Raw genomic sequence first — 25,122 nt, 5'->3', positions numbered from 1 at the left:
GCAGCGGCCATATTAACCGGGGCGACCATCGGCGCGGTAGGCCGTTAATATAGGGACGTAAATTAGCACAAACAAGCCAAACGCTATGACCCATAAACCGGCCGATGCTGTTAAGCCTGTGGTAAAGGGCAGTAAGCCTACGGCAACCAACAGGCGCACAACAGTTGCGGCGGTGATGGCAATAAAAATCCATATCGCCCCGCGAGCTAACGCCATTGTTCGGCCAGTGTGGCCCATGCTAACACGGGTCATAACGGCAAGAATCAGGGTGCCTATGCCGCCTACGGCTAGGGTGTGCTGCCATAAGCTGGCCGGTAGCTCTAACCAAGGGCTGGCCGCGCGTAGCCACAAGCTAATAACCAGCCATAAATAGCCTAAATGTAAACTCCACAACAGTGGCTCACGCAGGCAACGCCAGCCGCGCCAAAAGTAAAGGCGGGCGCTGTGCAGGGCGGCGGCAGTGAGTGCTATTGCGCTAATAACCACGCTGGATGCGCCTGCGGTATGGGCGATGATGAGCAGTAAGATAATCAGCAGGGCGGCGCGATCTAGCCACGGGTTTTGCTGCACCGCTGTGCCATTGGCGCCATGACTGACAAGCCAGTTACGGCTAAAGGCTGGGATAATTCGCCCGCCAATAATGGCAATGAGCAGTAAGATTAAATCTAGCCCCCAGTTTTGCCCCAAGCTTAATAAGTGCGTGTTGCCTGTTATAAAGCCCCAGTGCATTAGCGCGTTGCCGATACTGAGCAGCAATATGACACCGGCGATGGGTGCGTTGCGCAGGTTGTTGCTGGCCTTTAATACGTGCACCACATAAACCAACATAAACAGCCAAAAAGATAAGTCGGCAACCACCACCAGCGCTGGGGGGAGGCTGGCTAAGTGCCAAAATGCCAAGCGGCCAGCCAGCCATGCGCCAGCTAATAAGGCGAGCTTGCCGCCGCGCAACGGTTGGCAGCCGGTCCAGTTGGTGATGGCGGTTAACAAAAAACCGGCAATGGCGGCGCTGACAAAACCGTACAGCATTTCGTGGCTATGCCACTGCAGCGGACTAAAGCCAACCGGCAGGGGCCAACCTGCCAGCAAAAAGCCCAGCCAACCTATTAATATTGCTACGGCGTAAAGGCCAGTCAGCAAAAAAAACAGTCTGAAGGGGTAGGCAAATAAGGTTTGTAGTCGTGTGGTTAGCGTCACGGTAAGCCTCTAACAGTTGTTTAAAAAATAAGCTTGAAGATGTTTTAAAAATACACTATATAATAGATGTATATAAAATACATCTTATTTTGTGGGCCATGTTTAATTCATCTGGAGGTTGCTATGGCACCGGATTATCTCTTACGAGCCGCTCATGGCGGTATGGCTGTATGTGGCACTGTATCGTTATTGGTGGTGTATGTGTTGTACGGCGCGCCGCAATCATTGGTGCTGCCATTGCCCGCTACTGTTGCAGGGCATATCGCTCTGATAGTGTTTCCGGCAGTATTCAAGTTGGGCTATGTGGTGCGCTTAGCGGCGCTTAAACAAATGGGGCGAGCGGTCAATTAGCCTAACGCGTGGTTTTAAGCCGGTGGCTAATGTTTTTAAGGCGGGCCGCTTAAATGGTTATGGGTTATCTACAGCGGCGCGTTGATGGTTTATGCTTACGCACAACAAACAACAACGGAGCATGATATGAAGTGGTGGATGATAGCAACCCTAGCATTGGCGCTAAGCGGTTGTGGGCAAGACAGCAGTGAGCCGGAAGTGGCCGAGAAAGGCGTATTTGAGGCCTATACCGATAGCCAGGTGGAGGCGTTAGAAAAAGCTCGTGGCGTTGAGGACGAGCTGAAAAAAGCCGATGAAGCGCGCCGTAAACAGTTAGAGCAAATACAGTAGCACGGTTATTTCTGTGGGTGAATTTGTCGAGTTTTTGCATGAGGTGTTGGCGCCCTTTGGTGCCATAACCACCCGTCGTATGTTTGGAGGGTATGGTGTTTATCACGATGGCCTGATGTTTGGTTTAGTGGCTGATAATACCCTCTATTTAAAAGCCGATAAGCAAACCGACCCTTGGTTTGATGAGTTAGAGTGTGAGCCTTTCACTTACCAAAAAGGCATTAAATCTATCCGCTTATCCTATAGGCGGGCCCCGGATTCTATCTACGATGACCCCGATGAAGCGCTGCAGTGGGCACGCTGGGCGTTTTCGGCAGCGTTGCGCGCAAGTTTGTAACTTAGCTGCGCTACTTTAATTTCTGTACTCTCCAGTTTCTGTACTCCTCAATTTCTGTACTCCCTCTATAGCGTTACACGCCTTAAGTTCAGGCGCATCTGTTGATAGTGCTTGCCAAATATAATGGTAATAATTATCATTACCGCCTTTGGTTAAATCAATAGGGCGGTAAATGTGAGTGTGGCATCGGTGCCAGGGCAGAGTGAGGCGCATCGCTCTAAACGCGGTAAATACAAAAAAACGGCTGATAAAAAAAACAGTAAGAAGAGTCAGTGGGCGCGTTGGAGTCGAACGTTGCACTGGACCAGCTCGGCCATTGGCTTGGTTGCGTTACTGTTTTTCTCTGTTACGGGTATCACTCTTAACCACCCCAGCTGGTTTAAGGCCGACCGAGAAACGATAAGCCGAGTGGCAACGCTACCGGCAGACACTCATAGCCATTGGCAAAGCAGTGGCGCAACCGAACAGCTGCAGGTGTTGTTGGGTGTGATAGACCAAGAGTTTGGCTTGGGAGTGCCGCGTCAAATCGACCGCGATGACATGGAATGGTTTTTTGATTATCAGAGGCCGGGCGGCGTGGATTCGGTGATTTTTGATGTCGAGCTGGGGGAGTTGTTGTTTGAATCTACCTCGGACGGTTCGGTCGCCTTAATTAACGATCTGCATAAAGGCCGCCACAGTGGTGCTGCTTGGTCATTGTTTATCGATATATCGGCAATTTTAGGCATATTTATGTCTATTACCGGGATCTTGCTGTTGGTGCTTTATGCGCCCAAACGCAGCACAACTTGGCCTTTGGTGGGGCTGGGGTTTGTGGTTCCACTGGCTATCTATTTTGTTTTTGTCCCTTAGCCGGGGCGTAATTTTACAGGAGCGTGTATGCGCAAGTTGGTAGGCGTTGCGGCATTGATGGCGGCGACAAGTTTTGTCCAGGCCGAGACTTTAACGGTAGAGCTAAACATCCCCGAAATGGATGTGGCGGAATATCACCGCCCTTATATTGCGGTATGGGTTAGCGATGACAGTCGTCAAATAGTTGAGCATGTGGCTGTTTGGGTCGAGCAAGAAAAGTGGTGGCGTGATTTGCGCAGTTGGTGGCGTCGTGGTGGCTCGCAAACTGAGTTGCCCATTGATGGTGTCTCTGGTGCAACCCGTAAGCCCGGTACATATACCTTAACGTGGGACGGCGATTTACCCGAAGGTGCGCTAACCCTAAACGTTGAGGCGGTACGCGAGGTGGGTGGCCGCGAGCATATACGCTTGCCATTACCGGCAAACCATAACGGTAAAGTAGAAGTGAAAGGTTCGAAAGAGCTTGGCCTGATTGCGGCAACCATTGCCCCGTAATGCCTCTGGCACTTAAAAGCCTAATTATTTAATTTAAAGGAGTACGTATGAAGAAGCAGATGATTGTCGCGTTAACCGTATCTGTTATGGGATGGCCTTTGGTGGCCGATGCCCATAAGCGTTGGTTGTTGCCTACTGATTTTAGTTTGAGCGATGCCGAGCAAGTGAGCTTTGATTTTACCGCCTCAAACAACTTGTTTTACGTCGATAAAGGCATGTCGATGGATGGCGTTGAGATTATTGATCCGGCCGGTGAAGTGCATAAGCCTATTAACCCGGTAAAGCGTAAGCGCCGCTCGGTGTTTGATGTTGATATCGAGAAAGAAGGCACTTACCGCGTAATGTCCGGTGGCAAGCCAATGTACTTTTCATCGTTCCAAGTGCCGGGCGAAGAAAAGCCAAGCCGTGGCCGTGGTGCATTAGATGAGCTAAAGGCTAAGATTCCAGCCAACGCCACCGATGTTAAGTTCTCTGAGTCTATTAGCTTGCTGGAAACTTACATTACCCTAGGTGCCCCGAGCGACAACTTTGGTAAAAGCGGACAGGGCATCGAGCTGGTGGGCGGTGCTCACCCCAATACGCTATACGCCGATGAGCCATCGCGCTTTGTGTTTAACCTAAACGGCAAGCCCGCTAAGGGTTTAACGGTAGAGGTAACGCCCGATGGTACTCGTTATCGCGATGAAGAGGGAACCGTGTCTTATACCTTGGATGACAAAGGTGCTGCCGAGGTTAATTGGAGTGTTCCTGGCCGCTACTTGATTGAAGTGGGTGCTGAGATTGAGATGCCTAAGGGCAATGAGATCGCCAAGCGTTACTACAGCTATTCGGTTACCCTTGAGGTGCTGCAACCTTAAGCTTTTAAGGTGCTGTAATTAAGGCGGCCTATTGGGCCGCCTTTTTTGTACTTGTTTAAAGTTGAGCTGAATATTCCGAACGCCGCCTGAGATTGGGGCGCTGTAAAGGTCGACGAACGAGCCAGTTTCGCGTATCTTATGGCAACCTAGCCGAGTGTTAAAAACGTTATTTGAGGTCGCCGCAGCGTCTAAATAAAACTAAAAATGCGCGTTTATAGAGTAAGTAGCCGTATTTTTGTTTGTTTCCCTGCGCCGTTGCCACAAAAGCCTTTTAAATGGTTGGTTAAACCCTAATCAATTTTCGGGCGCTTGGGTAAATCAAGCCCCCCAATACGTTACTGTGACTATGAACCTGAACTATCTAGATTTTGAGCAGCCTATTGCCATCCTTGAAGGTAAGATCGAGGAGCTGCAATTGGTTGGTAATGATAACGACCTCAATATCAATGAAGAAATCGGTAAGCTCAAAGAAAAGAGCACTAAACTGACCGAGAATATTTATTCTAATTTAACCTCTTGGCAGGTTGTACAGGTCGCGCGGCATCCGCAACGACCTTATACCTCCGATTACATCAAACGTATTTTTACCGATTGGGACGAGCTGCATGGCGACCGTCACTTTGGTGACGATGGTGCGATTATCGGGGGCGTTGCCCGTTTAAACGGCATACCAGTGATGGTGATTGGCGAAGAAAAAGGCCGTGGCGTGACTGAAAAAGTCCAGCGCAATTTTGGTATGCCTAAGCCCGAAGGTTACCGTAAAGCCTTGCGCTTAATGGAAATGGCCGAGCGTTTTAAGCTGCCCATTTTAACTCTGATTGACACCCCTGGGGCCTACCCTGGTATCGACTCAGAAGAGCGGGGCATTAGTGAGGCTATCGCACAAAACTTGGCGGTTATGTCACGTTTAAAAACGCCTATTATTTGTACTGTGATTGGCGAAGGTTCATCCGGTGGTGCTCTGGCCATTGGTGTGGGTGATCAGCTAAACATGCTGCAATACTCCACCTATTTTGTTATTTCGCCTGAAGGTTGCGCCAATATTATTTGGAAGACCGTCGATAAAGCACCGTTGGCCGCCGAGGCAATGGGGGTGACCTCTACCGTGCTTGAGGAGTTGGGCATTGTTGATGAGACCATTCCCGAGCCACTGGGCGGCGCGCACCGTAATATCGATGCCATGGCCGACACCTTACGTGAGCGTCTGAGCGAACAGCTGGAACAGTTAAGTGAGATTCCACTGGATGAGCTTATCGATAAGCGTTACGAGCGTTTAATGAGTTACGGTAATTAATCACGCTATGGAATAGTTGTGTTGCTGTACTTGTTAGCCATAAAAAAACCGCCTGAAAGTGGCGGTTTTTTTATGGCTGCTATTTGCTTAAGGGACGCTTAAGCGCCGGCGAGGGTTTGATCGTACTTGCGGCTTAGCATATCGTAAAAACTCTCGCGGGCCTGTAAAACCCCTTGTTTTAGGGCATTTATTTGATCGGTGGTAATGTCTTTGCGGCCACTGTAAACCTGCCGCCGAAACGCGACTATTTGGCCCGCGTATATTTTTAGGCTGCGCTCTAAGTTCTTTTCACCCAAGATTAACAGCTTGGCCTCGGCGGCCGACATTTTGCCGAAAGATTCTACGAGCTCTTCGGTAATGCGAATTAACTCTTGCTTGCGCTCGGCGGGCCAGCGCTCGCCAAATTCTACAGACTCTGCCGCCAGCGACGCGTACTTGCTAAACATATGGGTTACTTCGCCCACAAATGCCGAGATATCTTCAAAAATATCGAGCCGCTTTTGTTCCCGTAGCGTACGTGGGCCAATGACCGTTTGTCGCCGGTCCCACCACCAAGCGCTGGCGAGTGCGACGATGCCGCCAATGGCGACTTTAAACGCGGTGTCGATAATTTCATATGTGATCGTGCTGTCCACGGATTTGCCTCACCGTCAGTTAATTGTCAGTTTTAAAGCTCCGGTTGGCTTAAAGCAATAACCAAGCCAGCTGATTGACGGTTGGGTAGGGGCATTAACCCCCGGCCAATTTAACGTTATAGCCAAGTTTTTCCAGTGCGGCCTTTAGTGTGTCGCGGTGATCTCCCTGTATCTCGATGTTGCCATCTTTTAATGCGCCGCCGGTTCCGCACACCTGTTTTAGCTTTTTAGCCAAGCTTTTTAGTTCATCGCCTGCAAGTGGTACACCGCTGATAACGCTGACGGTTTTGCCGCCACGGCCTTTGCTAGAGCGTTGTATGCGCACAATGCCGTCACCGCTCGGGGGTTCGGGTGGCTTAGGTTTATCGCTGACGCGGCCGCCGTCGGTAGAGTATACAAGTCGACTGTTTTTGCTCACATGGGGCTCCTTTGGGTTGGGTTTTGCTTGTCTGACAGTATAACTGAGGTGCGCTGGGGCGGCACAGGCGCTAGAATACGCCACGACTTTTATTATACGGATGCTTGCCTATGATCACTGCTTTTGCTCGCCCGTTGCTGGCACTATTATCAATAGCCCTGCTGGCCGGTTGCGATAAACCCCAAGGTGATAATGGTGAGCCGATTGTTGAAGATCCCATTGCCCTTGGTGAGCGCAAGGCTCGGGTTTGCATGAGTTGCCACGGACCGCGCGGAGTGTCGCGCGTGGCCAGTTACCCTTCATTAGCCGGACAACCACGAGAGTATTTATTAGAGCAGTTGCGTGACTTTAAATCTGGGCAGCGTAAAAACCCCATGATGAACTCTATGGTGGCGAGCTTATCGGATACTGATATGCAGCACCTAGCGGCTTATTTTGCCATTCAGGGAGAGTAGCTATGAGTAATGCGCACGATTTAAGGTTGTGGCAATGATTGAGGTACACGGCCATTGGCAGCCCGAAGCCGAACCGCTGATTGCCGCCTTTAGTGATAATTTTTCACGCTTTGCCGAAGAAGGTGCAGCGCTTGCTGTGGTGCGTGACAATAAAGTCTTGGTCAGCGCATGGGCGGGTACTCGCGATAAAGGCCGTACCCGCGCTTGGGCAGAGGATACCTGCGTTAATGTTTTTTCGGCGGGTAAGCCATTAGTGGCGGCTCTTATAATGACCTTGGTCGAGCGCGGCGAGATTGCTTTAGATAAGCCTATTAGCGCTTATTGGCCGGCGTTTACTGGCAAGGGCAAAGAACATATTAGCGTACGTCAGGTGTTGGCCCATCGCAGTGGTATGAGTGCGTTTCACCCAAGATTAAAAGACCCAGTGATTTTTGATGCCGATTCGGTTAGCAAACTACTGGAGTACGATGAACCTTGGTGGACACCGGGTAGCGCGCAAGGTTACTCGCCTTTTTTGTATGGCTGGATACTGGCCGAGCTGGCGAAACAGGTAACCGGCCGTACTTTTAGCGATTTATTTAAACACTACTGGGCCGAGCCGTTATCTCTTAACGTGCACTTTGGTGTGCCCGATGCACGGCAAAGTGAGCTGGCCGACGTTGCACCGCTAAAAAAACCGTTGGGCGCCATGGGCAGTGCTAGCCCCGGTGCCAATAGCGCTGCACTGGGGCAGCTTATGAAGGCCGACCCACGCGGCGTGATAAACCGCGCTTTTAGCAACCCGCAAACGCTAATGAATTCGACCAACAGCCCGCAATGGCGCAGCGCGTGCATCCCCGCGGCTAACAGCCACGCCAGTGCCTTAGGGTTGGCACGCTTTTACGGTGAGTTAGCGGCCGGTGCTAAACGTGTGGGCGTTAGCGCACAGACGCTGGCTGAGTTTACCCAGGCGCGTTCGGCCGAGCCCGATAAAGTGCTGGGTGTACCGCTGCGGTTTGGTTTGGGGTTTATGGGCTCGCGCCCGGTTGACGATTGTTTATTTGGTAGCCTTGCCGGCTACGGCCACCCTGGGGCCGGTGGCAGCGTTGGTTTTGCCGATCCGGAGTCGGGCTTGGGGTTTGCGTATGTCACGGCGCGTTTAGGGCAAAACTTGTTGATCGATGCACGCGCGCAGCGGTTGATTGCCCAGTTGGCGCCGTTAGTATCTTAAGGCGGGCCTAGTGGTGTGCTTTTTCTAATTATTTTGAGGTTAGCAGGATGTCGCAAGACCCTATAGTGGCGGGCGCAGGCTCACAGCCTGAAGTGTCGCAAGACGAGTTGATCGAGCTGCAAAGCCGTTTGAGTTTTCAGGAGGACACAATTAACGAGCTAAGCAATATTGTGGCGCGGCAAGACCGTCAGCTACAAGCTTTGACCAAGCAGTTGAGCAGTTTGGCGCGTAAATTTGATGAGGCTACCTTTGATCGTGATCAGGGGGGCTCAACCGCCGATGAGCGCCCGCCGCACTATTAGCAGGTAGTTAAGCAGGTAGTTTAACGGCTAAAAATCCAGCTCCGACAATAAGCGTTCGACGTAACGCAGCCGCTCTTGCAGTATGGCGCTGCGATGCTTGTCTTTTGGCGCTAGTTTTAACGCATTACGCAGCTGCACAATAGCGCGATCATACACTCCCACCTGAATAAAATACTCGGCTCGCGCTTCGTGTACCCCAAGTACATCGCCCGCCAGACCACTTACCTCGGCCAGCAAGTACCACATGTAGGGGTCTTCGGTGTCTTTGCGTACGTATTGGCTTAAAAACTCAGCGCCGCTTTGATAGTGACCCGAGTTCATTAATGCCTCGGCGTAGCGCACGTTAAATGGGTAGTAGTTGGGCAGGTGTTGCAAGCCTGTGCGCAGCTTTTTTAGGGCGGTATCGTAGCGTTTGGCGGCCAAGTCGATGTCGATATCCATGACTTGATACACCAGTCGGTTGGGGTCTTGCTTTAGCAGCGGGGCGAGAGCTTTAGCGCCGGCCTCGGCGTCGCCCATTTTGCTGTAAGCCAGCGCCAGGCCGTAGCGGCTGGCCTCGGGGGTATGGTTATCGCCCGCCAGCTCGGACTTAAATATATCGACAGCTTGTTGCGCGTTTTCGGCTTGCAGCACTTGTACTCGGGCATTCATTAGTTGAAAGTCGAGCGAGTCTTGGGTGTTGCCGTTGCGCGGATAACGCATGGCGCGTGCGCGTGCATCGGCGACACGGCTCTCGGTTACCGGGTGGGTCAGTAAAAAATCGGGTGGGCGGCGAGAGTAGCGCGAGGCCCTTAGCATTTGCTCAAACATATCCGGTGCGGCGTAAGGGTCGTATCCGGCGTCTATCAGTGTATCAATGCCTAAGCGGTCGGCTTCTTGCTCGTTTTGGCGGCTAAAACGCAAACTGGCATCAGCGGCGGCTGCTTGGGTTGCGGCCATGGCGGCGATACCGCCATCACTGCCACTGGCAGCTAACACTAAGCTTGCCAGCAAGGCGGTATAAAAGGGGATGGTCATATTGCGCTGCTGCTCTAGTCGGCGCGCGTAGTGACGTTGGCTTAAGTGTGCCAGCTCGTGGGTTAGTACAGATGCCAGCTGTGCTTCATTTTGCGAGTAGGTAAATAAGCCCGTGTGTACGCCGATGACGTTGCCGGGAGCGGCAAAGGCGTTCATGCTCGCGTTTTCGGCGATGATCAGCTCAAAATTGCGATTGTTAAGCTGGCTGTGTTGCGCTAAACGACCGATCAATTCACGTAAGTAGTTAATCAGTAGGGGGTCGTCAGAGGTGGGTACTTGCGCGCGATAGCTGCGCATAAACAGTTGGCCTAGACGTTTTTCTTCTTGATAGGAGACAATTCCAGACGAGGTGTCGCCAAAATCTGGTAGATTTAAATCATTGGTGCGACCCAAGGCAGGAAGACTTACTGGAAGGCTCAATAGCAATGACAGCACTAATGATAAAGCTTTGTTCACGGCGTTTTTTTCTCTTTTGGCCCTAAAGGCCGCAGGGTGACAGATAGAATTACAGTGGGGCATAGTATCATTAATGCCGTGATTACAAGTGTAATCGTATCGTCTGCTACTTGTGTACGCCGGTAATGTTAACTAGCATGTCGGGTCACTTCTGGCGATGCGCCGGCGGGTCTGATGTGAGTTTGTAGGTGGTATGACAAAGGTTGATCCGAGCAGTTCCCTCCAGTGTGCGGTATCAGTAGATGCTCGAACGTTGCGTTGCCCTTTGCCACTGTTGCGGGCAAAGCAGGCTATGCGCGATTTGGCGGTGGGCGAGCGCATTATCGTACGCGCTACTGATGCTGGCTCGGTCAGAGATTTTCATGCCTTTGTACAGCTTGCCCAACATCGGTTGATCGAATTTATCGATGCCGGTGATGAATATATTTATGTGATTGAAAAGGGTGGTTCGGCTTAGTGGGTACTTGGAGAGTTATACAACAATGCTGAAAATAGTCCGCAGCTGGGTCGACCGTTACTTCTCGGATGAAGAAGCGGTACTGCTGGTAGTGATGATCGCCGTTAGCTTACTGGTTATTTTAACCATGGGGCTGGTGTTGGCGCCTATGATCGCCAGTATTATTATTGCGTTTTTAATGCAGGGTTTGGTGGTGCGGCTGCGCGATTGGGGCGCGCCGCATTGGTTGGCGGTTAGTCTCACCTTTATTTTGCTGTTGCTCATGCTTGCCTCGGTGCTTTTAGTGCTGTTGCCAGTGCTGTGGCAGCAAACTGGCCGGCTCTTTGCCGAGGTTCCGCGAATGCTAAGCGAGTGGCAAAGCGTGTTGCTGCTGTTGCCCGACAACTACCCCAATTTAGTCACACACACTCAGGTAGAAAACCTTATTGCGGCGACCACCGCCGAGCTGGGCCGCATGGGGCAAAATGTGCTGACGTTCTCGGTAAGCAGCTTGCCCATATTAATGACGGTGCTGGTGTACTTTGTTTTGGTGCCTATCTTGGTGTTCTTTTTCTTAAAAGATAGCTCGCTAATTGCTTCTTGGATCGCAAGTTTTTTGCCTCATAAGCGTCCGGTAATGACTAAAATCTGGGCTGAAATGAACCAACAAATTGCCAATTATGTGCGTGGCAAAACCATCGAGATTTTAATTGTTGGCTCGGTGTCGTATGTGGGCTTTACATTGCTGGGCCTTAATTACGCCGCGTTGCTGGGAATCGCGGTGGGTTTGTCGGTAGTGATTCCGTATATCGGCGCAGCGGTGGTGACAATACCCGTTGCCATGATTGGCTTTTTTCAGTGGGGGTGGGGCTCAGAGTTCTTTTACCTAATGCTGCTGTACACCATTATCCAAGGCTTAGATGGCAATGTATTAGTGCCGCTGCTGTTCTCGGAGGCGGTTAACTTGCACCCGGTAGCCATTATTATGGCGGTCTTAGTGTTTGGAGGCTTGTGGGGCTTTTGGGGGGTGTTCTTTGCCATACCGTTAGCCACTTTAGTCAAAGCCATTCTCTATGCATGGCCTATGGGGATCCGCGCCGAAGCGCACGAAAAGCATTTATCAGACACTTCGGAGTCTTTGTAATGATTGTGCGGTGCTGGCTGCGTAATGCGGCATCGTTTACGGCTGTATTGAGCTTTATTGTACTGGGTTTGTTGCCCGTGGGTGTGGCTGCCGCACCGGAGTCCACGTCTAATTTTGGTGCGGTTTTGGACGCCAGCTCGGCCGCGCAAACGGCAACTGACTCAGCTCGACAAATAACGCAAAAATCTTCGCGCTATCGAGTCGAAGAGGTGATTGCCAGTCCCGAAGATCCGCGTCGGTATCGCGCGTTGGTTTACGATAATGGCATGCAGGTACTGCTGGTTAACGACCCAGCTGCAACCGAGGCCGATTGGGCCTTTAGTGTGCTGGCCGGCGCCAACCAAGATCCAGTCACACTGCCAGAGCTTAATAACCTCTTGGCGTTAGTGCTGTACAACGATCCTGCCGCTGATATCGCGGTGCAGTCCGAGCACACAGAGTATCGTTTGTCTGTGCCAGTTGGCCAATTGGCTGGAGCACTGGAGCATTTTGTCGAGCAAATTAGTCGCGGTGACGACTTGTCCGATGAGCAAATAGCGCTTGGTCAAAATTTATTAGCCAGTAATATTCGCTCGGGGCTGGGTGCTACATTAACCGATCGGCGCGAGGATGTTTTTAGTGCGCTGTTTAATGCCAAGCACCCGATGGCGCGGCGCCAGGGCGTATCCGCCAGTATTGCGCAGTTGCCGGTGGTGGCTAAGGCGCTGCAAGATAATTACAACCGATTTTATACTCCCGCGCGTATGCGTCTTGCGCTTGTGGCTAATCTGCCACTTAAGCAACAGCAGCAATTGGTAACCAATACTCTGAGTCGTCTGAGCGATAAAGCCCCAGGCAATCTGCGTAAGGGGGAGTATCCGCCGTTATTTGCGCCGCAAGTGCTGCCGCTCATGGTGCAAATTCAAGCTGATATTCCTAAACCGCAATTGCAGTTGTTGTTCCCTGTGCCCAACCCGTTGGCACTGTACGCCGAGAAACCGTTGGCCGATGTGTCAAGGCTGTTAGCCGATGGTGGGCCCGGTAGTTTGTTGGCACTGTTAAAAGACTTGGGTTGGGCCGATGCCATCGATACGGGTATGGGAATGCAGTCACGCTTTGACGGCTTATACGAAGTGCGGATTGATTTAACCGAGCTTGGACTGCGCGCGCAAGATCAAGTGGTTGCGCTGGTGTTTTACATGCTCGATCAAATTCGGGCGCGAGGCTTACGCGCTTGGCGTCACGACGAGCTAGCTCGCGCAGCGGCGCTTAACTTTCGTTATCGTGACGCCACGGCCGTGCGTGATCCGGCGCAACTGGTGCATGCTTTACATTACTACGCGCCGCGTGATGTGCTGTACGGGCCTTATCGTTTTAATGATTTTAATGAGCGCCTGACACGACGCTATTTGGATTTTTTACGCAGTAATAATGTTTTAATTAGTCTGACGTCAAAGACGGCGGTGGACGGTGAGCAGCGCAGCCCAGTGTTGCTGACACCGTTCTCAGTGGCTAAATCAATCGAACAGCATCCGGATATTAAGATTGCGGTACGCAGACGTTTAGATTTTCCTGAGCGCAATAATTTTATTCCTAGGCGCTTGAGTACTAAAGAAGCTTCGATGCTACCCAGCGCGCAAAAAACGGGTATTGATGAGCGCGTAACGCTGTTTAGTAAGCCGCGTTTTCAGGCTTGGTTTAGTCGAGCCGAAACGACAAGCCCAGTCGCCTCGGCGTTATTGCGACTAGAGGTTCCTGCCGCCGGAGCCAGTGCTCGCGCTGCGGTGGCCGCCGAGCTGGTGGCCGAGTTGATTCGTCAGGAGCTTAATGAAAATGCCTATGCGGCACATTTGGCCGGAGTTGATTTTAGTGTAACGGCGCATCCGCTAGGGTTGGATATTTATACCCATGGTTACAATTCGCAGCTAGGCTTGTTGCTTACCCGGATAGCTCAAACCGTAGACGAGTTAAAGGTTACCGAGCGACGCTTTAATCGAGCGAAAAAAATTGTGCTCGATCGTTTAAACGCGCCGCAGAACACTCTTGATAGCCGTTTAAGTGAACATTTAAATGGGCTGCATTATCGGCCTAGTTGGAGCCGCTCGGAGCGCGCCAAAGCATTGCCTAGTATCAGCTTTGGACAGTTACGCGAGTTTGAACACGTGCATTATCGAGTGTCGCGTTTAAGTGTTTTACTTTACGGTAACTTGTACCGCCAAGAGGCACAGCGGTTGGCGGCGTTAACAGAGCATTACCTGCTAGAAAACGATAGCGCCGCGCCGCGCCCTGCCACTTATGGATTGTTGGTTGCGGCAGATGAGCCAGCTGTAGCGATGCCCACGACTGATGATTCTGGTCTTGCGCTGTACTTGCAAGGGCAGGGCGCTAGCGCTGCCGATTACGCCTACGTCCAGCTCGCCGCGCAGCTGTTGCGTCAATCGTTAAAACAGCAGCGGCTAACCAAGCCGTTCAATACCATCGAAGATTTTGCCTCTCAACTGACCGTTGATGGCGTGACTGATGATGTGACTGATGTTGACGCGGCGATACCTTTGGCAAGCGATGCCGCGACTGATGCGGCAACCACGAATTCGCCCATTGCCGATTCGCAAATCGAAACCGCAATGCATAGCGCTGGCTTAGCAAGCGATACCGAAGCTCAGATTGAGTCAAATGATGCGCCAGCGATGGTTGTGTCTGCTATTCAGCCCGCACAAGTTGTGGTGTTTGATTGGCGCTTAGCGGGCCGACCAGCGATAGTGGTTTATTACGCTAATGCCGAGACTGGCGAGCCGGTGGATGCTCAGCAGTTGCGCGCTTTTGTGCATCAGCAGCTTGCCCGTGATTGGTCGGCGGCCGAGTTGGCCGAGGCGCGCTCGTTGGTTGGCCAAAGATTAGCAAATAACCACGCCAGTGGTCAGCGCCAAGCAAGTGTCGCGCTGTGGCACGAGTTGGTAGACGCCCATGCACCCAACGCGGCAGTGATGGCCGCTGTTGCTGATGCGACGCCGGCATCGATTAAAAAGTATCGGCAAACGCTGGCCGAGCGAGTCGCCAACGCGTTAGTGCTTGAAGGTCAAGCCGATATAGATACCCCCGAGGCCCAGTCAAAAGAGCAAGCTAGTCACTGGGGACGATTGCAAAAGCAGTTATTAAACGGTCCGGTTTTGCCTTAAAGTGTCGTTAGTAGAACCCGTGCCGATTGCTTTTGCCTGAAATTTAGCCTGTCTGAGCAAAATGCATACCGATCGCGACGGCTCCCGAGCCTTATAACGCAGGACTAGCAAAAAAGCCGTAAATATGTAAAAATTCGCGCATTTTTGGGCCCCAGTATTGGGGTAATAGCCACGTTTAACCCTAATATAGTCACACGTAATGGGGCGAGGCCACTGGTAGCTATCCTGCCAGGTACGGTCTGCGTTGGTGTTAACGCTGTGTCCAAATGTGCTCAAAAGGCGCATGACTGAGGAGAATTAGATGATAGAAGATATTGATGCTCTGGAAACCCGGGAGTGGCGTGAAGCCCTCGATTCTGTAGTTCGTCACGTGGGGAAAGAGCGTGCCGCATTTCTTCTGAAGAGCTTATCCGAGTCTGCAGCAGACCACGGTATTGATCAGCCTTCGGCTATCACCACCCCGTACCGCAACACCATTCCGCCCTCTAAAGAAATTCAAAGCCCTGGCGATTATTATATTGAGCGTAAAATTCGTTCGATTATTCGCTGGAACGCTATTGCGATGGTGGTGCGTGCCAATAAAAATGATGACGAATTAGGCGGCCATATCGCCTCTTTCTCTTCGGCCGCGACGTTATATGAAGTGGGCTTTAATCACTTTTTCCGTGGTAACGATGGCGATAAGCCGGGCGACTTGATTTACTTCCAGGGGCACAGCTCTCCTGGTATGTACGCGCGCTCTTATGTTGAAGGTCGTCTGACTGAAGATCAGTTAGATAACTTCCGTCGCGAAGTTGATGGCAAAGGCTTGTCGTCTTACCCGCACCCTTGGTTGATGCCCGATTACTGGCAGTTCCCCACGGTATCGATGGGCCTTGGTCCTATTGGCGCGATTTATCAAGCGCAAGTTATGCGCTATATGGATCAGCGTGAGCTGATCGAAAAAGGCGACCGTAAGATTTGGGCCTTTTTGGGCGATGGCGAATGTGATGAGCCAGAAAGCTTGGGCGCTATTGCCTTGGCCGGCCGTGAGCAGCTCGACAATTTGATTTTTGTCATCAACTGTAACTTGCAACGCCTAGATGGCCCTGTACGCGGTAACGGTAAAATCGTACAAGAGCTTGAAGGTGTATTCCGTGGCGCTGGCTGGAACGTTGTTAAAGTTCTGTGGGGCGGCGGATGGGATGCCCTGCTGGAAAAAGATACCACCGGCCTGCTGCAAAAGCGCATGGACGAAGTGGTTGACGGTGAGATGCAAAACTACAAAGCCAACGGTGGCGCTTACACGCGCAAACACTTCTTTGGTAAGTACCCAGAGTTGTTGGAGTTGGTTAAAGATTTGTCTGATGACGAAATTCTGCATCTGGCGCGCGGCGGTCACGATTCGCACAAAGTGTACAACGCCTACCACAATGCGGTTAATACCAAAGGTCAGCCTACGGTTGTCTTGGCGCAAACCGTTAAAGGTTATGGTATGGGGCCAACAGGTGAGGCGGTTAATAACGCTCACCAAGTTAAAAAGCTCGACATAGAAGCGCTTAAAACTTTCCGTGATCGCTTTAATATCCCAATCGACGATAAAGAGCTGGTTAATATTCCTTACTATCGTCCAGCCGATGACAGCGCCGAGATGCAATATTTGCAAGAGCGTCGTCGCACTCTTAATGGTTACTTGCCTTCGCGTAAATCAGATTTTGAGTCGCTGCCAATTCCTGCGCTAGATGCATTTAAAGCGCAGCTTAAAGGAACTGGCGAGCGTGAAATCTCGACCACGATGGCCTTTGTTCGGGTATTAAACACACTGCTTAAAGACAAGCAGATTGGCAAGCAAGTGGTGCCGATTGTACCGGATGAGGCGCGTACCTTTGGTATGGAAGGTATGTTCCGTCAAGTGGGTATTTACTCGGCTCTTGGCCAAAAGTACACCCCGCAAGACGCCGGCCAGATCATGTATTACAAAGAAGATGAGAAAGGCCAGATCTTAGAAGAAGGTATTAACGAAGCCGGTGCTATGGCAGCTTGGGTTGCCGCAGCGACTTCTTACAGCAACCATGCACAACCGTTGCTGCCGTTTTATATTTACTACTCTATGTTTGGTTTCCAGCGCATTGGCGATTTAGCTTGGTTGGCTGGCGATGCTCAAGCGCGAGGCTTTTTGCTAGGCGGTACCGCTGGACGTACGACACTTAATGGTGAAGGCCTGCAGCACCAGGATGGTCACAGCCACATTTTGGCTAATACTATTCCTAACTGTCGCAGCTATGATCCAACCTTCTCTTATGAAGTGGCGGTGTTGGTTCAAGATGGCCTGAAACGTATGTATCAGGACAAAGAGAACTGTTACTACTACATTACCCTGATGAACGAAAACTATGCTCACCCCGATATGCCAGAGGGCGTAGAAGAGGGCATTATTAAGGGTATTTATCAGCTTGAGAAAGGCGCCGGTAAAAAGAAAAATCGCGTTCAGTTAATGGGCTCGGGCACTATCTTGAATGAAGTAATTGCGGCGGCCGAAATTCTGCGCAACGACTTTAGTGTTGAAGCGGATATTTGGAGTGTGACCAGTATTAACGAGTTGACCCGTCAAGGTCAGGCAACCGCTCGTTGGAACCTATTGCACCCAACTGAAACACCACGTAAGGCCTTTGTGACTGAGGTTCTTGAAGCTCAAGAAGGGCCATTTATTATCGCCACCGATTACATGAAAAACTACGCAGAACAATTGCGTGCGTTTATTCCTGGCGATTATCAAGTGCTGGGTACCGACGGCTTTGGTCGCAGTGATTCACGTAAAAAACTACGTCACTTCTTTGAAGTTGACCGCGAGTTTGTTGTGATCGCAGCGCTTAAATCTTTAGCTGACCAAGGCAAAATTAAAGCCGACGTTGTTGCTAAAGCCATCAAACAGTTTGGTATTGATCCAGAAAAAGCCGATCCTTTGACCGTATAGTCGCCTACCCGCGATAAGTGGGGCGTCTAAGAGACGCCCTGCAAGATCATTGGATAACGTAAGTCACAGCCACAAGCTGGGGCGGATTAAAAAAGTAGCGAGGAGTTACCGTGGCAATTGAATCGATTAAAGTCCCTGATATTGGCGGCTCGGAAAATGTAGATGTCATTGAAATATCGGTCGCCGTTGGCGATACCGTTGCAGTCGATGACTCGCTGTTGGTATTAGAGACCGATAAGGCTTCGATGGAAATACCGAGTACTGTTGCCGGAAAAATCACGGCTATTAAAGTTAAAGACGGCGATAAAGTTTCTGAAGGCGATGTGATTTTTGAAATCGAAACAGAAGCGAGTGCAAGTGCTGAGCAAGCGGCACCGGCTAAAAGTGAGCCGGCCCCTAAAGCTGCACCTGCTGCCGCATCGGCCGAACAAACGATTACTATCCCTGATATTGGCGGTTCAGATAACGTTGATGTGATTGAGGTTTGTGTCGCTGTTGGCGATGAAGTTAATGAAGGCGATTCGCTTGTCGTGTTAGAAACCGATAAAGCTTCACTGGAAATTCCAGCGCCGGCTAGCGGTAAAATTATTAGCATCGACTTAAAAGAAGGCGACAAAGTGTCGCAAGGCGATAAGTTGGGTGTAATGACTGGTGCTGCGTCAGAGGTGGCTGAGGCCGCTCCTGAGCAATCCAGTGCTGCAGCTCCAGCGGTTGCTGGCAGTTCGGTTGAGACTGTTGCTGTGCCAGATATTGGCGGCTCTGAAGGCGCTGCAGTTATTGAAATATCCATCAGTGCTGGCGATGAAATTGGTGAAGGTGACACCATGATCGTGCTGGAGACTGATAAGGCCTCGATGGAAATTCCAGCACCTAGTGCCGGTAAAGTGCTTAAGGTTATCGCCAAAGAGGGTGACAAGCTTTCTCAGGGTGACGCCATTTGTGAAATGGAAGTTGAATCGGTTGCAGCTAAAATTGAGGCCGCGCCTCAAGCACCAAGCGCCCCGGTGAACACTCCGACCACTTCAGCCGGATCACCGGTAACAGCCGACAACGTCGCAGTGGTTAACTCGTCCGAGGTTTACGCCGGTCCTTCTGTGCGCAAATTGGCGCGTCAGTTAGGCGTTGATCTTAAGCAAGTGAAAGGCAGTGGTCCGCGCAGCCGTATTAACAAAGACGATGTTCGCAGCTACGTCAAAAACATCGTAGCCGTTAGCCAATCAGGTAATGGTGCGACTGCAGCTGGTAGTGGAATTCCTGCAATTCCAGCGGTCGATTTTGCCAAGTTTGGCGAGATCGAAACCGTAAAAATGAGCAAAGTTAAAAAGCTCACCGCTAACAACATGGTGCGTAACTGGCTTAACATTCCGCACGTTACGCAGTGGGATGATGCTGATATCACCGAGCTGGAAGCCTTCCGTAAAGGCCTTAAAGCCGAAGCCGAAAAGCGTGGTAGCAAGTTATCGCCCCTGCCATTTTTGCTAAAAGCTTGTGCCGCCGCATTGGTCGCCGAGCCGAGCTTTAACGTCTCGATGCATCACGATGGCGAGCACATTGTGCAGAAAAAATATGTGCACATTGGGGTTGCTGTAGATACCCCTAACGGTTTGATGGTGCCAGTGATTCGCGATGTCGATAAAAAAGGCTTGTGGGAATTAGCCGACGACTTTACCGCTTTGGTTAAAAAAGCGCGTGATGGCAAACTAACCGCTGCGGATATGCAAGGTGGTTGTTTTACTATCTCAAGCTTGGGTGCTATGGGTGGCAATGGCTTTACGCCCATTGTTAATGCGCCAGAAGTGGCTATCTTGGGGGTTTCACGCGCACAAATGAAACCTGTTTGGAACGGTAGTGAGTTTATCCCGCGCAACATGTTGCCGCTGGCGTTATCTTACGATCATCGCGCCATCAATGGTGCCGATGCCGGACGCTTCTTTACTTACCTAACGGCTGTAATTGCCGACGTACGTCGTCTTTTGCTGTAAGGGTAAATTGGTCGTGTTTAAAAGCCCAGCTTGAGCGATCAAGCTGGGCTTTTTTAATGGTTAAATAAAAACTGTGGTTGTCAGCGCTGATTATTAAGTGCGCGTGCCTGAATGCTTGGCATCTAAATCGTTGTGGGATAATATTAAGTTTAAGTAGCACTCAGTAGTTTGTGCGCAAGAATATAACGGAAGCTCTTAAATGGATTTTTATTTTATTTATCAAATCTCATCGGTGCAATCTTCGATATTTAAAAACACTCGTAGGCTTTTAGCCTGACGGGCCTTTTGCGTGTTAGCTCCATTTGTAATATGCCTGTTAGGGGCGAACTTATGTTTTACAGGGCTTAGGGCAAAAGTATGAAATTTTTATTGGTGGTTGCGGCGTATCTGGTCGCGTTAATTTCGCTGTATCTGCAAAGTCAAATTGAATACTCCTCAAGTATTAGCAGCATACAGGGGGTTGCTGTGGCGGCGTGTACATTTTTAGCGTTGGTTTATTTGTTTACTGGCAGGGCAATAAGTTGTGCTTTGTTGTTTATCCCTGCCTATGTTTTTGCCGCGTGGAGCGGTTCAAAAACTTTGTACGCCGCAGGCTACGGTATTGCAGTGGCTTTGGGGGGTGGCTAGCTATTGTGGGGTAGAGCCCCACACAGGAGCCTATACCTGATAACAGCTTTGGTTTATGCTCTAACGGAACAGGAGTGAGGCTTTTATGAGTACCCCCAGTAATTTTGATAAAGTGCGTGCGGCCCAGTTGGAGTACAACAATAAGCGGGCATCGGGCTATCGTGAACAATCGTTAAAGCTCTACCCGTGGATTTGCGGTCGCTGTACTCGTGAATTTACCCACAAGAATTTGTCCGAACTAACCGTGCATCACCGAGATCATAACCACGACAATAACCCCAGCGATGGCAGTAATTGGGAGTTGCTATGCTTGTATTGCCACGATGAAGAGCACACTAAATTTGAGAACTTGGTGCGCTACGGCAGTACCACGGAAAGCAAAATTAAACCTGCGACTTACAACCCGTTTGCCGACTTAAAGGCCAAGCTGGACGGTGAGTGATATTGTCTTTTCAATGGATCACAGTAAGCTACATAGTGTCTGCTAGGATCTTGTGGCGGCTCTAGTCTAACGGACTTTACGCTTCTTTCTCTGTTGTCATCGAATTCTGGTGTAGACTTAGCAATATTATAAAACCCCAGCCTGAGCTTGCTCAGGCTGGGGTTTTGCATTGGGTCATTGATATTAGCGGGCATAACATAATGCCCAATTATAACTTGAGGTGAGAGTGAACGTTCTTTTAAGAAATACGATGCTGTTTACTCCGGTAGCGCTGGGCATTTATTTTTTGACCTTTGCGATGGGCGTCGTGGGGGCATTGTTGCTGCCGACGCTGAGCATCTTTTTTGCCGATGAGGTGGGTGTGAGCCCGTTTTGGGTCGGCATTCCATACGCGGGCATTGCAATTGGCAGTATCGTTTACAATCAACTGATTGGTGCTTGGTCTGATTCACTTAAAGATCGGCGTATGTTGGTGGTGGCATTGTGTGTAGTTGGCGTGCTGGGTTGCCTGGTGTTTGCACTGTCGCGTCATTATTGGCTGACGTGTTTATCGGCGATATTTTTGCTGAGCTTGGCGATGGTGGCGTTCTCACAGATATTGGCTTATAGCTTAGAGTACGCCGAGAGCAGTTTGCCGTTAGAGCGTATTGCCTTGTTTAATGCCGTGGTGCGGGCTCAAATTGCGTTTGCTTGGGTGGCCGGCCCTCCAGCTGGTTTTTTAATTGCCAGTCATTGGGGCTTTACCAGCTTGTACTCGGTAGCGGCGGGGTTGTTTGCGGCGGTGGCGATTGTCAGTCCAAAAATGTTGCCTGCTTTAAAAGTCGAGAACCACTCGGGTGATGTGGCCGAGCTTAAATCGGGTTTGTGGCGTGGGTTAGATGTACGCTCGCGCTGGTCTTTGGCGTTGTGTGTCTTAGCATTTTCATTGATGTGGTGTGTTAATAACGCCTATTTAATTAGCTTACCTTTGCACTTAACACGCAACCTGGATATTTCAATCAGTTGGGTCGGTTGGATTATGGGGGCTGCCGCAGGGCTCGAGGTTCCGGTAATGTTGTTAGCTGGGGTGTTGGCGGCGCGAATGAACCCTTTAACTTTAGTGCGTGCCAGCGCTTTGGCCGGTTTAGTGTTGTATGCCGGGGTTTACTGGGCTGATCAGCTATGGCAGTTATTTGCCTTACAGTTGGCTAACGCGGTGTTTGTTGGTGTGCTGGCAGGCTTAGGCGTATCCGTGGTGCAAGAGATGTTGCCGGGGCGGGCAGGGAGTGCTTCGGCGCTGTACACCAATACCACCCATGTGGGGACTTTGCTAAGCAGCGTATTGATTAGCGGTGTGGCTGAAGCTTACGGTTATTTAAGTGTGTTTATAGCCAATATGGTGTTGGTGGTTATTGCGGGCGGTTTGTTTATGCTGGTGCGAGGCGGTAAGAATTTTAGACCACAATCGTAGCTGAGGCTGCAAAGTAGGTTAATCGCTTTGACTGTTTAGCGCTTGCAGCTGGGCATCGGTTAAAACGGATAACTTTGTGTGTAAAGTGGCTTTTAATTGTGGCAGTAAATCGTTAATAACGTCATCAATCAGTTGTTGTCGTGCGGTATTTTTTAAATCACTTGCCTCGGTAGCAAAATCACCCGCGCGGTTGCCTCGTAAACGGGAGCGAATATGCTGTGGTAAAAAAGGATTCTCACCCTGAGCCGTATTATGTTGTGCGCGGCTGGTGGTGTTTTTCTCGGCGGGTTCGTGGCTGTTGGCTTGCTCAGCGGTTAACGCGCTATTGCCCAAGTCCAATTCGTAATTGACCTCATGCAGCCCCAGTGCATTATTGTGGTGTTTTTCAAGGCTTTCTATTACTTCTTGCAGTACCGGAATCTCATCGTCATCCAGTAACCCTTGAATAGATTCCAGCTCGTTTAATAATTCACTGCGAGTTTTCTCGGGCGTATCGCTCATGTCGTTAACCTTAACCACGTCCCATTTTGTGATGCCGAATAGGGTAGCCTCGCTCGCCTAAAAAACTCCAATGCTGGCGGGTGTGTGCAAGTACGGTATCGGTTTGAATGACTACCTCGGCCATTCGACTGAAACGGCTGAAGTATTCTGGTAGCTGCGCACATAGGTTTATCAGTACATCTTTATGATTGCCGCACTCGCCCTTGCAATCAAGGGCGATGGGCTCGCCGCGGTCGGTGGCATCACTGTGACGCCACGGCAGATAACTCTCGGGACGTTCATGAGTTAAATACTGCGCGACTGACTGCAGTTGGGCTTCGTCATTGGCTGCGATAAGCACCCGCAAGCCATTGTTGATGGCCTTTTGGCATAAGCGGCTGACAAACGCCAGCTGCTTATCTGTTTCATCGCTGCTAAGGATGTAAAAATCTACTTCGGTCATGGGTTTATTTATTGTTGAGTAAATATTGTACTAACAAAGGTACCGGGCGGCCGGTAGCGCCTTTTGCGCCACCAGATTTCCACGCTGTACCGGCGATGTCTAAGTGTGCCCAGCAAAGATCTTTAGTAAAGCGCGATAAGAAGCAGGCGGCGGTGATGCTGCCCGCCTCGCGACCGCCAATATTGGCGATATCAGCAAAATTGCTGTCGAGTTGTTTTTGGTATTCATCCCATAACGGCATTTGCCAAGCGCGATCACCTGCTTCGATACCTGCGTCTAAAAGTCGATCGGCAAATGCTTGGTCGTTGCTGTACAAGCCATGTGCGTGACTGCCTAAAGCGATAACGCAGGCGCCGGTGAGCGTAGCAATGTCGATAACTGTTTTGGGTTTAAAGCGCTTGGAGTAGGTCAATGCATCGCACAGCACCAATCGGCCTTCGGCATCGGTATTTAGCACCTCGATAGTTTGTCCCGACATAGAGGTGACAATATCGCCAGGCTTGGTGGCGCCGCCCGATGGCATGTTTTCGGCCGCCGCCACAATAGCCACTACATTTATTTTGGGCTGCAGTGCGAGTAGCGTCTTCATGGTGCCAAATACGCTGGCGGCACCGCACATATCAAACTTCATCTCGTCCATACCGGCGCCAGGCTTAAGGCTGATGCCGCCGGTATCAAAGGTAATACCCTTACCTACGAGCACGTTGGGTGCTTGCGATTTAGCCGCGCCTCGGTACTCCATGACAATCAACTTGGCGGGTTCGTCGCTGCCAGCTGATACTGACAGGAGCGAACCCATGCCCTCGGCTTGCATTTGTTTTTCGGTGAGTACGCTTACCTTTAACTTGCTTTGGCCGCGACCCATCGCACGGGCTTGGTTGGCTAAGTAGCTTGGCGTGCAGATATTGCCGGGCAGGTTGCCCAGCTCACGGGCGTAGTTCATGCCGTCGGCTAATGCCTGCCCCTGTTCTAGCGATTTTTTTATCGTAGCTGCACTGCCGTCGGTGTTAACAGTAATTTTGTTGATATTAAGCTTGTTGGATTTTTGACTTTTAAGTTGATCAAATTGCCATAACCCGGTGGTTAATGTTTGTGCAATGTGGCTCGCTAACCAGCTGCTGGCTTGGCCGCTAACTGAAACTCCAGTCAGATCGATACTGAGGCTTTTGTATGTGGCACTTTTTGCTACGTTTTGCAGTGCATTAAGGGCGGCATTTATCGCTGCAGGTTCAATCGAGCTTTTTTCGAGCGGGCCTAAGCCGATAATTAATAGCCGCTCGGCGGTTTGGCCCACACTGTGATGCAGCATTAGGCTGGTGCCGCGAGCGCCGGTGAATTTCTCGCGGGTTAGTAACTTGCTTAGCTGGCCTTTGCCTGCTTGGTCGATCAGATGGGCTCCGGGGGTTAGAGTTGTATTGGAAAATACGCCTACCACAAGAAGCGGGCTGCGATGGCTGGCAGCATCGAATGACTTAGCTTGAAATTGCATGTATGACCCCTAATAGATTTTGTATTGCGAGCAGTTAGCGATAATCGATGTGCGCTATACGGGTCTGAGGCAACAGGCTTATGGAAGTCGGCCTACAGATCTTGGAACGAACAGCGCCGCGGTACGGTCTATCGCTTGGCTTAACCAGATATCGAGACAAATGGCCTCGGTTACGGGATAATGCCGCCTAGTTTACGTCATCAGCGGGCGAGGAGCCAAAATCTTTGGTTGTTACCGTGCATGTGCCCCCATTAAGGGTCTGTTAAACCGCCTCAATTTGTAAGGATGGTTGTAT

Annotated in this window: 25 protein-coding genes; 18 read left to right on the top strand and 7 right to left on the bottom strand. The window is 50.7% G+C overall.

All coding sequences use genetic code 11. The features are described from left to right. Positions 1-12 precede the first annotated feature (12 nt). Positions 13-1,197 (bottom strand): NnrS family protein, encoded by a 1,185-nt coding sequence (locus tag GILYN3_RS05470; RefSeq protein WP_049721906.1) that lies wholly within the window; start codon positions 1,195-1,197, stop codon positions 13-15. Positions 1,198-1,320: 123 nt separating this feature from the next. Here GILYN3_RS05470 and GILYN3_RS05465 point away from each other — a divergent pair, with 123 nt between their 5' ends. The 7 genes from GILYN3_RS05465 to GILYN3_RS05435 all read left to right on the top strand — a co-directional run bounded on the left by GILYN3_RS05465 (position 1,321) and on the right by GILYN3_RS05435 (position 5,713). After that, complete coding sequence (locus GILYN3_RS05465) at positions 1,321-1,548, top strand: hypothetical protein (protein ID WP_049721905.1); 228 nt, start codon at positions 1,321-1,323, stop codon at positions 1,546-1,548. Between the two features lie 126 nt (positions 1,549-1,674). Beyond that, positions 1,675-1,878 (top strand): hypothetical protein, encoded by a 204-nt coding sequence (locus GILYN3_RS05460; RefSeq protein ID WP_157484857.1) that lies wholly within the window; start codon positions 1,675-1,677, stop codon positions 1,876-1,878. A gap of 13 nt (positions 1,879-1,891) precedes the next feature. Beyond that, a complete protein-coding gene (locus GILYN3_RS05455) occupies positions 1,892-2,215 on the top strand; it encodes a TfoX/Sxy family protein (RefSeq protein ID WP_049721903.1) in 324 nt (107 codons plus the stop codon). 174 nt (positions 2,216-2,389) lie between these two features. After that, positions 2,390-3,067, top strand: coding sequence for a PepSY-associated TM helix domain-containing protein (locus GILYN3_RS05450; protein WP_049721902.1), 678 nt, complete (start codon positions 2,390-2,392; stop codon positions 3,065-3,067). Positions 3,068-3,094: 27 nt separating this feature from the next. Further along, a complete protein-coding gene (locus GILYN3_RS05445) occupies positions 3,095-3,562 on the top strand; it encodes a DUF2271 domain-containing protein (RefSeq protein WP_049721901.1) in 468 nt (155 codons plus the stop codon). A gap of 47 nt (positions 3,563-3,609) precedes the next feature. After that, positions 3,610-4,419 (top strand): DUF4198 domain-containing protein, encoded by an 810-nt coding sequence (locus GILYN3_RS05440; RefSeq protein ID WP_049721900.1) that lies wholly within the window; start codon positions 3,610-3,612, stop codon positions 4,417-4,419. Positions 4,420-4,765: 346 nt separating this feature from the next. Beyond that, positions 4,766-5,713: an acetyl-CoA carboxylase carboxyltransferase subunit alpha gene (locus tag GILYN3_RS05435; RefSeq protein ID WP_049722578.1), complete on the top strand. Its 948-nt coding sequence runs from the start codon at positions 4,766-4,768 to the stop codon at positions 5,711-5,713. A 98-nt stretch (positions 5,714-5,811) separates the two neighbouring features. On the opposite strand, the gene GILYN3_RS05430 is transcribed toward GILYN3_RS05435, so the two are convergent. Then, positions 5,812-6,348: a hypothetical protein gene (locus tag GILYN3_RS05430; RefSeq protein ID WP_049721899.1), complete on the bottom strand. Its 537-nt coding sequence runs from the start codon at positions 6,346-6,348 to the stop codon at positions 5,812-5,814. A 94-nt stretch (positions 6,349-6,442) separates the two neighbouring features. Beyond that, complete coding sequence (gene yciH / locus GILYN3_RS05425) at positions 6,443-6,766, bottom strand: stress response translation initiation inhibitor YciH (protein WP_049721898.1); 324 nt, start codon at positions 6,764-6,766, stop codon at positions 6,443-6,445. Between the two features lie 110 nt (positions 6,767-6,876). On the opposite strand from yciH, the gene GILYN3_RS05420 reads away from it, so the two are divergent. Genes GILYN3_RS05420 through GILYN3_RS05410 form a run of 3 tightly spaced genes read left to right on the top strand, consistent with a single transcriptional unit; the run spans position 6,877 to position 8,733 of the window. Further along, positions 6,877-7,221 carry a c-type cytochrome gene (locus tag GILYN3_RS05420; protein ID WP_049721897.1) on the top strand — a complete coding sequence of 115 codons (345 nt, stop codon included), beginning with the start codon at positions 6,877-6,879 and terminating at the stop codon, positions 7,219-7,221. A gap of 34 nt (positions 7,222-7,255) precedes the next feature. Continuing rightward, a complete protein-coding gene (locus GILYN3_RS05415) occupies positions 7,256-8,431 on the top strand; it encodes a serine hydrolase domain-containing protein (RefSeq protein ID WP_049721896.1) in 1,176 nt (391 codons plus the stop codon). A gap of 47 nt (positions 8,432-8,478) precedes the next feature. Next, positions 8,479-8,733 (top strand): SlyX family protein, encoded by a 255-nt coding sequence (locus tag GILYN3_RS05410; RefSeq protein WP_049721895.1) that lies wholly within the window; start codon positions 8,479-8,481, stop codon positions 8,731-8,733. Between the two features lie 27 nt (positions 8,734-8,760). Here GILYN3_RS05410 and GILYN3_RS05405 read toward each other — a convergent pair whose 3' ends face one another. Continuing rightward, a complete protein-coding gene (locus GILYN3_RS05405) occupies positions 8,761-10,206 on the bottom strand; it encodes a M48 family metalloprotease (RefSeq protein ID WP_049721894.1) in 1,446 nt (481 codons plus the stop codon). Between the two features lie 193 nt (positions 10,207-10,399). On the opposite strand from GILYN3_RS05405, the gene GILYN3_RS05400 reads away from it, so the two are divergent. The 8 genes from GILYN3_RS05400 (at position 10,400) to GILYN3_RS05365 (ending at position 22,395) form a co-directional block, all read left to right on the top strand. Next, a complete protein-coding gene (locus GILYN3_RS05400; RefSeq protein WP_049721893.1) occupies positions 10,400-10,663 on the top strand; it encodes a sulfurtransferase TusA family protein in 264 nt (87 codons plus the stop codon). Between the two features lie 25 nt (positions 10,664-10,688). Continuing rightward, complete coding sequence (locus GILYN3_RS05395) at positions 10,689-11,786, top strand: AI-2E family transporter (protein WP_049721892.1); 1,098 nt, start codon at positions 10,689-10,691, stop codon at positions 11,784-11,786. Beyond that, a complete protein-coding gene (locus GILYN3_RS05390; protein WP_049721891.1) occupies positions 11,786-14,941 on the top strand; it encodes an insulinase family protein in 3,156 nt (1,051 codons plus the stop codon). The genes GILYN3_RS05395 and GILYN3_RS05390 overlap by 1 nt, the downstream gene beginning before the upstream one ends. A gap of 301 nt (positions 14,942-15,242) precedes the next feature. Continuing rightward, positions 15,243-17,894 carry a pyruvate dehydrogenase (acetyl-transferring), homodimeric type gene (aceE, locus tag GILYN3_RS05385; RefSeq protein WP_049721890.1) on the top strand — a complete coding sequence of 884 codons (2,652 nt, stop codon included), beginning with the start codon at positions 15,243-15,245 and terminating at the stop codon, positions 17,892-17,894. 110 nt (positions 17,895-18,004) lie between these two features. After that, positions 18,005-19,876 (top strand): pyruvate dehydrogenase complex dihydrolipoyllysine-residue acetyltransferase, encoded by a 1,872-nt coding sequence (gene aceF / locus GILYN3_RS05380; protein WP_049721889.1) that lies wholly within the window; start codon positions 18,005-18,007, stop codon positions 19,874-19,876. A gap of 357 nt (positions 19,877-20,233) precedes the next feature. Then, positions 20,234-20,503 (top strand): hypothetical protein, encoded by a 270-nt coding sequence (locus GILYN3_RS05375; RefSeq protein ID WP_049721888.1) that lies wholly within the window; start codon positions 20,234-20,236, stop codon positions 20,501-20,503. A gap of 85 nt (positions 20,504-20,588) precedes the next feature. Then, on the top strand, positions 20,589-20,945 hold the full coding sequence (locus GILYN3_RS05370; RefSeq protein WP_049721887.1) for a YajD family HNH nuclease: 357 nt from the start codon (positions 20,589-20,591) through the stop codon (positions 20,943-20,945). Between the two features lie 250 nt (positions 20,946-21,195). Beyond that, positions 21,196-22,395, top strand: a complete 1,200-nt coding sequence (locus GILYN3_RS05365; protein ID WP_049721886.1) for a sugar efflux transporter — start codon at positions 21,196-21,198, stop codon at positions 22,393-22,395. An 18-nt stretch (positions 22,396-22,413) separates the two neighbouring features. On the opposite strand, the gene GILYN3_RS05360 is transcribed toward GILYN3_RS05365, so the two are convergent. From GILYN3_RS05360 to GILYN3_RS05350, 3 genes are read right to left on the bottom strand one after another with little or no spacing between them, the layout of a single operon-like run. After that, positions 22,414-22,896 (bottom strand): hypothetical protein, encoded by a 483-nt coding sequence (locus GILYN3_RS05360; protein ID WP_049721885.1) that lies wholly within the window; start codon positions 22,894-22,896, stop codon positions 22,414-22,416. A gap of 10 nt (positions 22,897-22,906) precedes the next feature. After that, the gene (locus GILYN3_RS05355) at positions 22,907-23,338 is read right to left on the bottom strand and encodes a DNA polymerase III subunit chi (protein ID WP_049721884.1); all 432 of its coding nucleotides are present in this window, start codon (positions 23,336-23,338) and stop codon (positions 22,907-22,909) included. Between the two features lie 4 nt (positions 23,339-23,342). Then, on the bottom strand, positions 23,343-24,827 hold the full coding sequence (locus tag GILYN3_RS05350) for a leucyl aminopeptidase (RefSeq protein WP_049721883.1): 1,485 nt from the start codon (positions 24,825-24,827) through the stop codon (positions 23,343-23,345). Positions 24,828-25,122: the final 295 nt, after the last annotated feature.

The organism is Gilvimarinus polysaccharolyticus, assembly GCF_001187555.1.
In the GTDB taxonomy this organism is placed as follows: Bacteria; Pseudomonadota; Gammaproteobacteria; order Pseudomonadales; family Cellvibrionaceae; genus Gilvimarinus; species Gilvimarinus polysaccharolyticus.
This window is presented reverse-complemented; position numbering and strand designations above follow the sequence as displayed.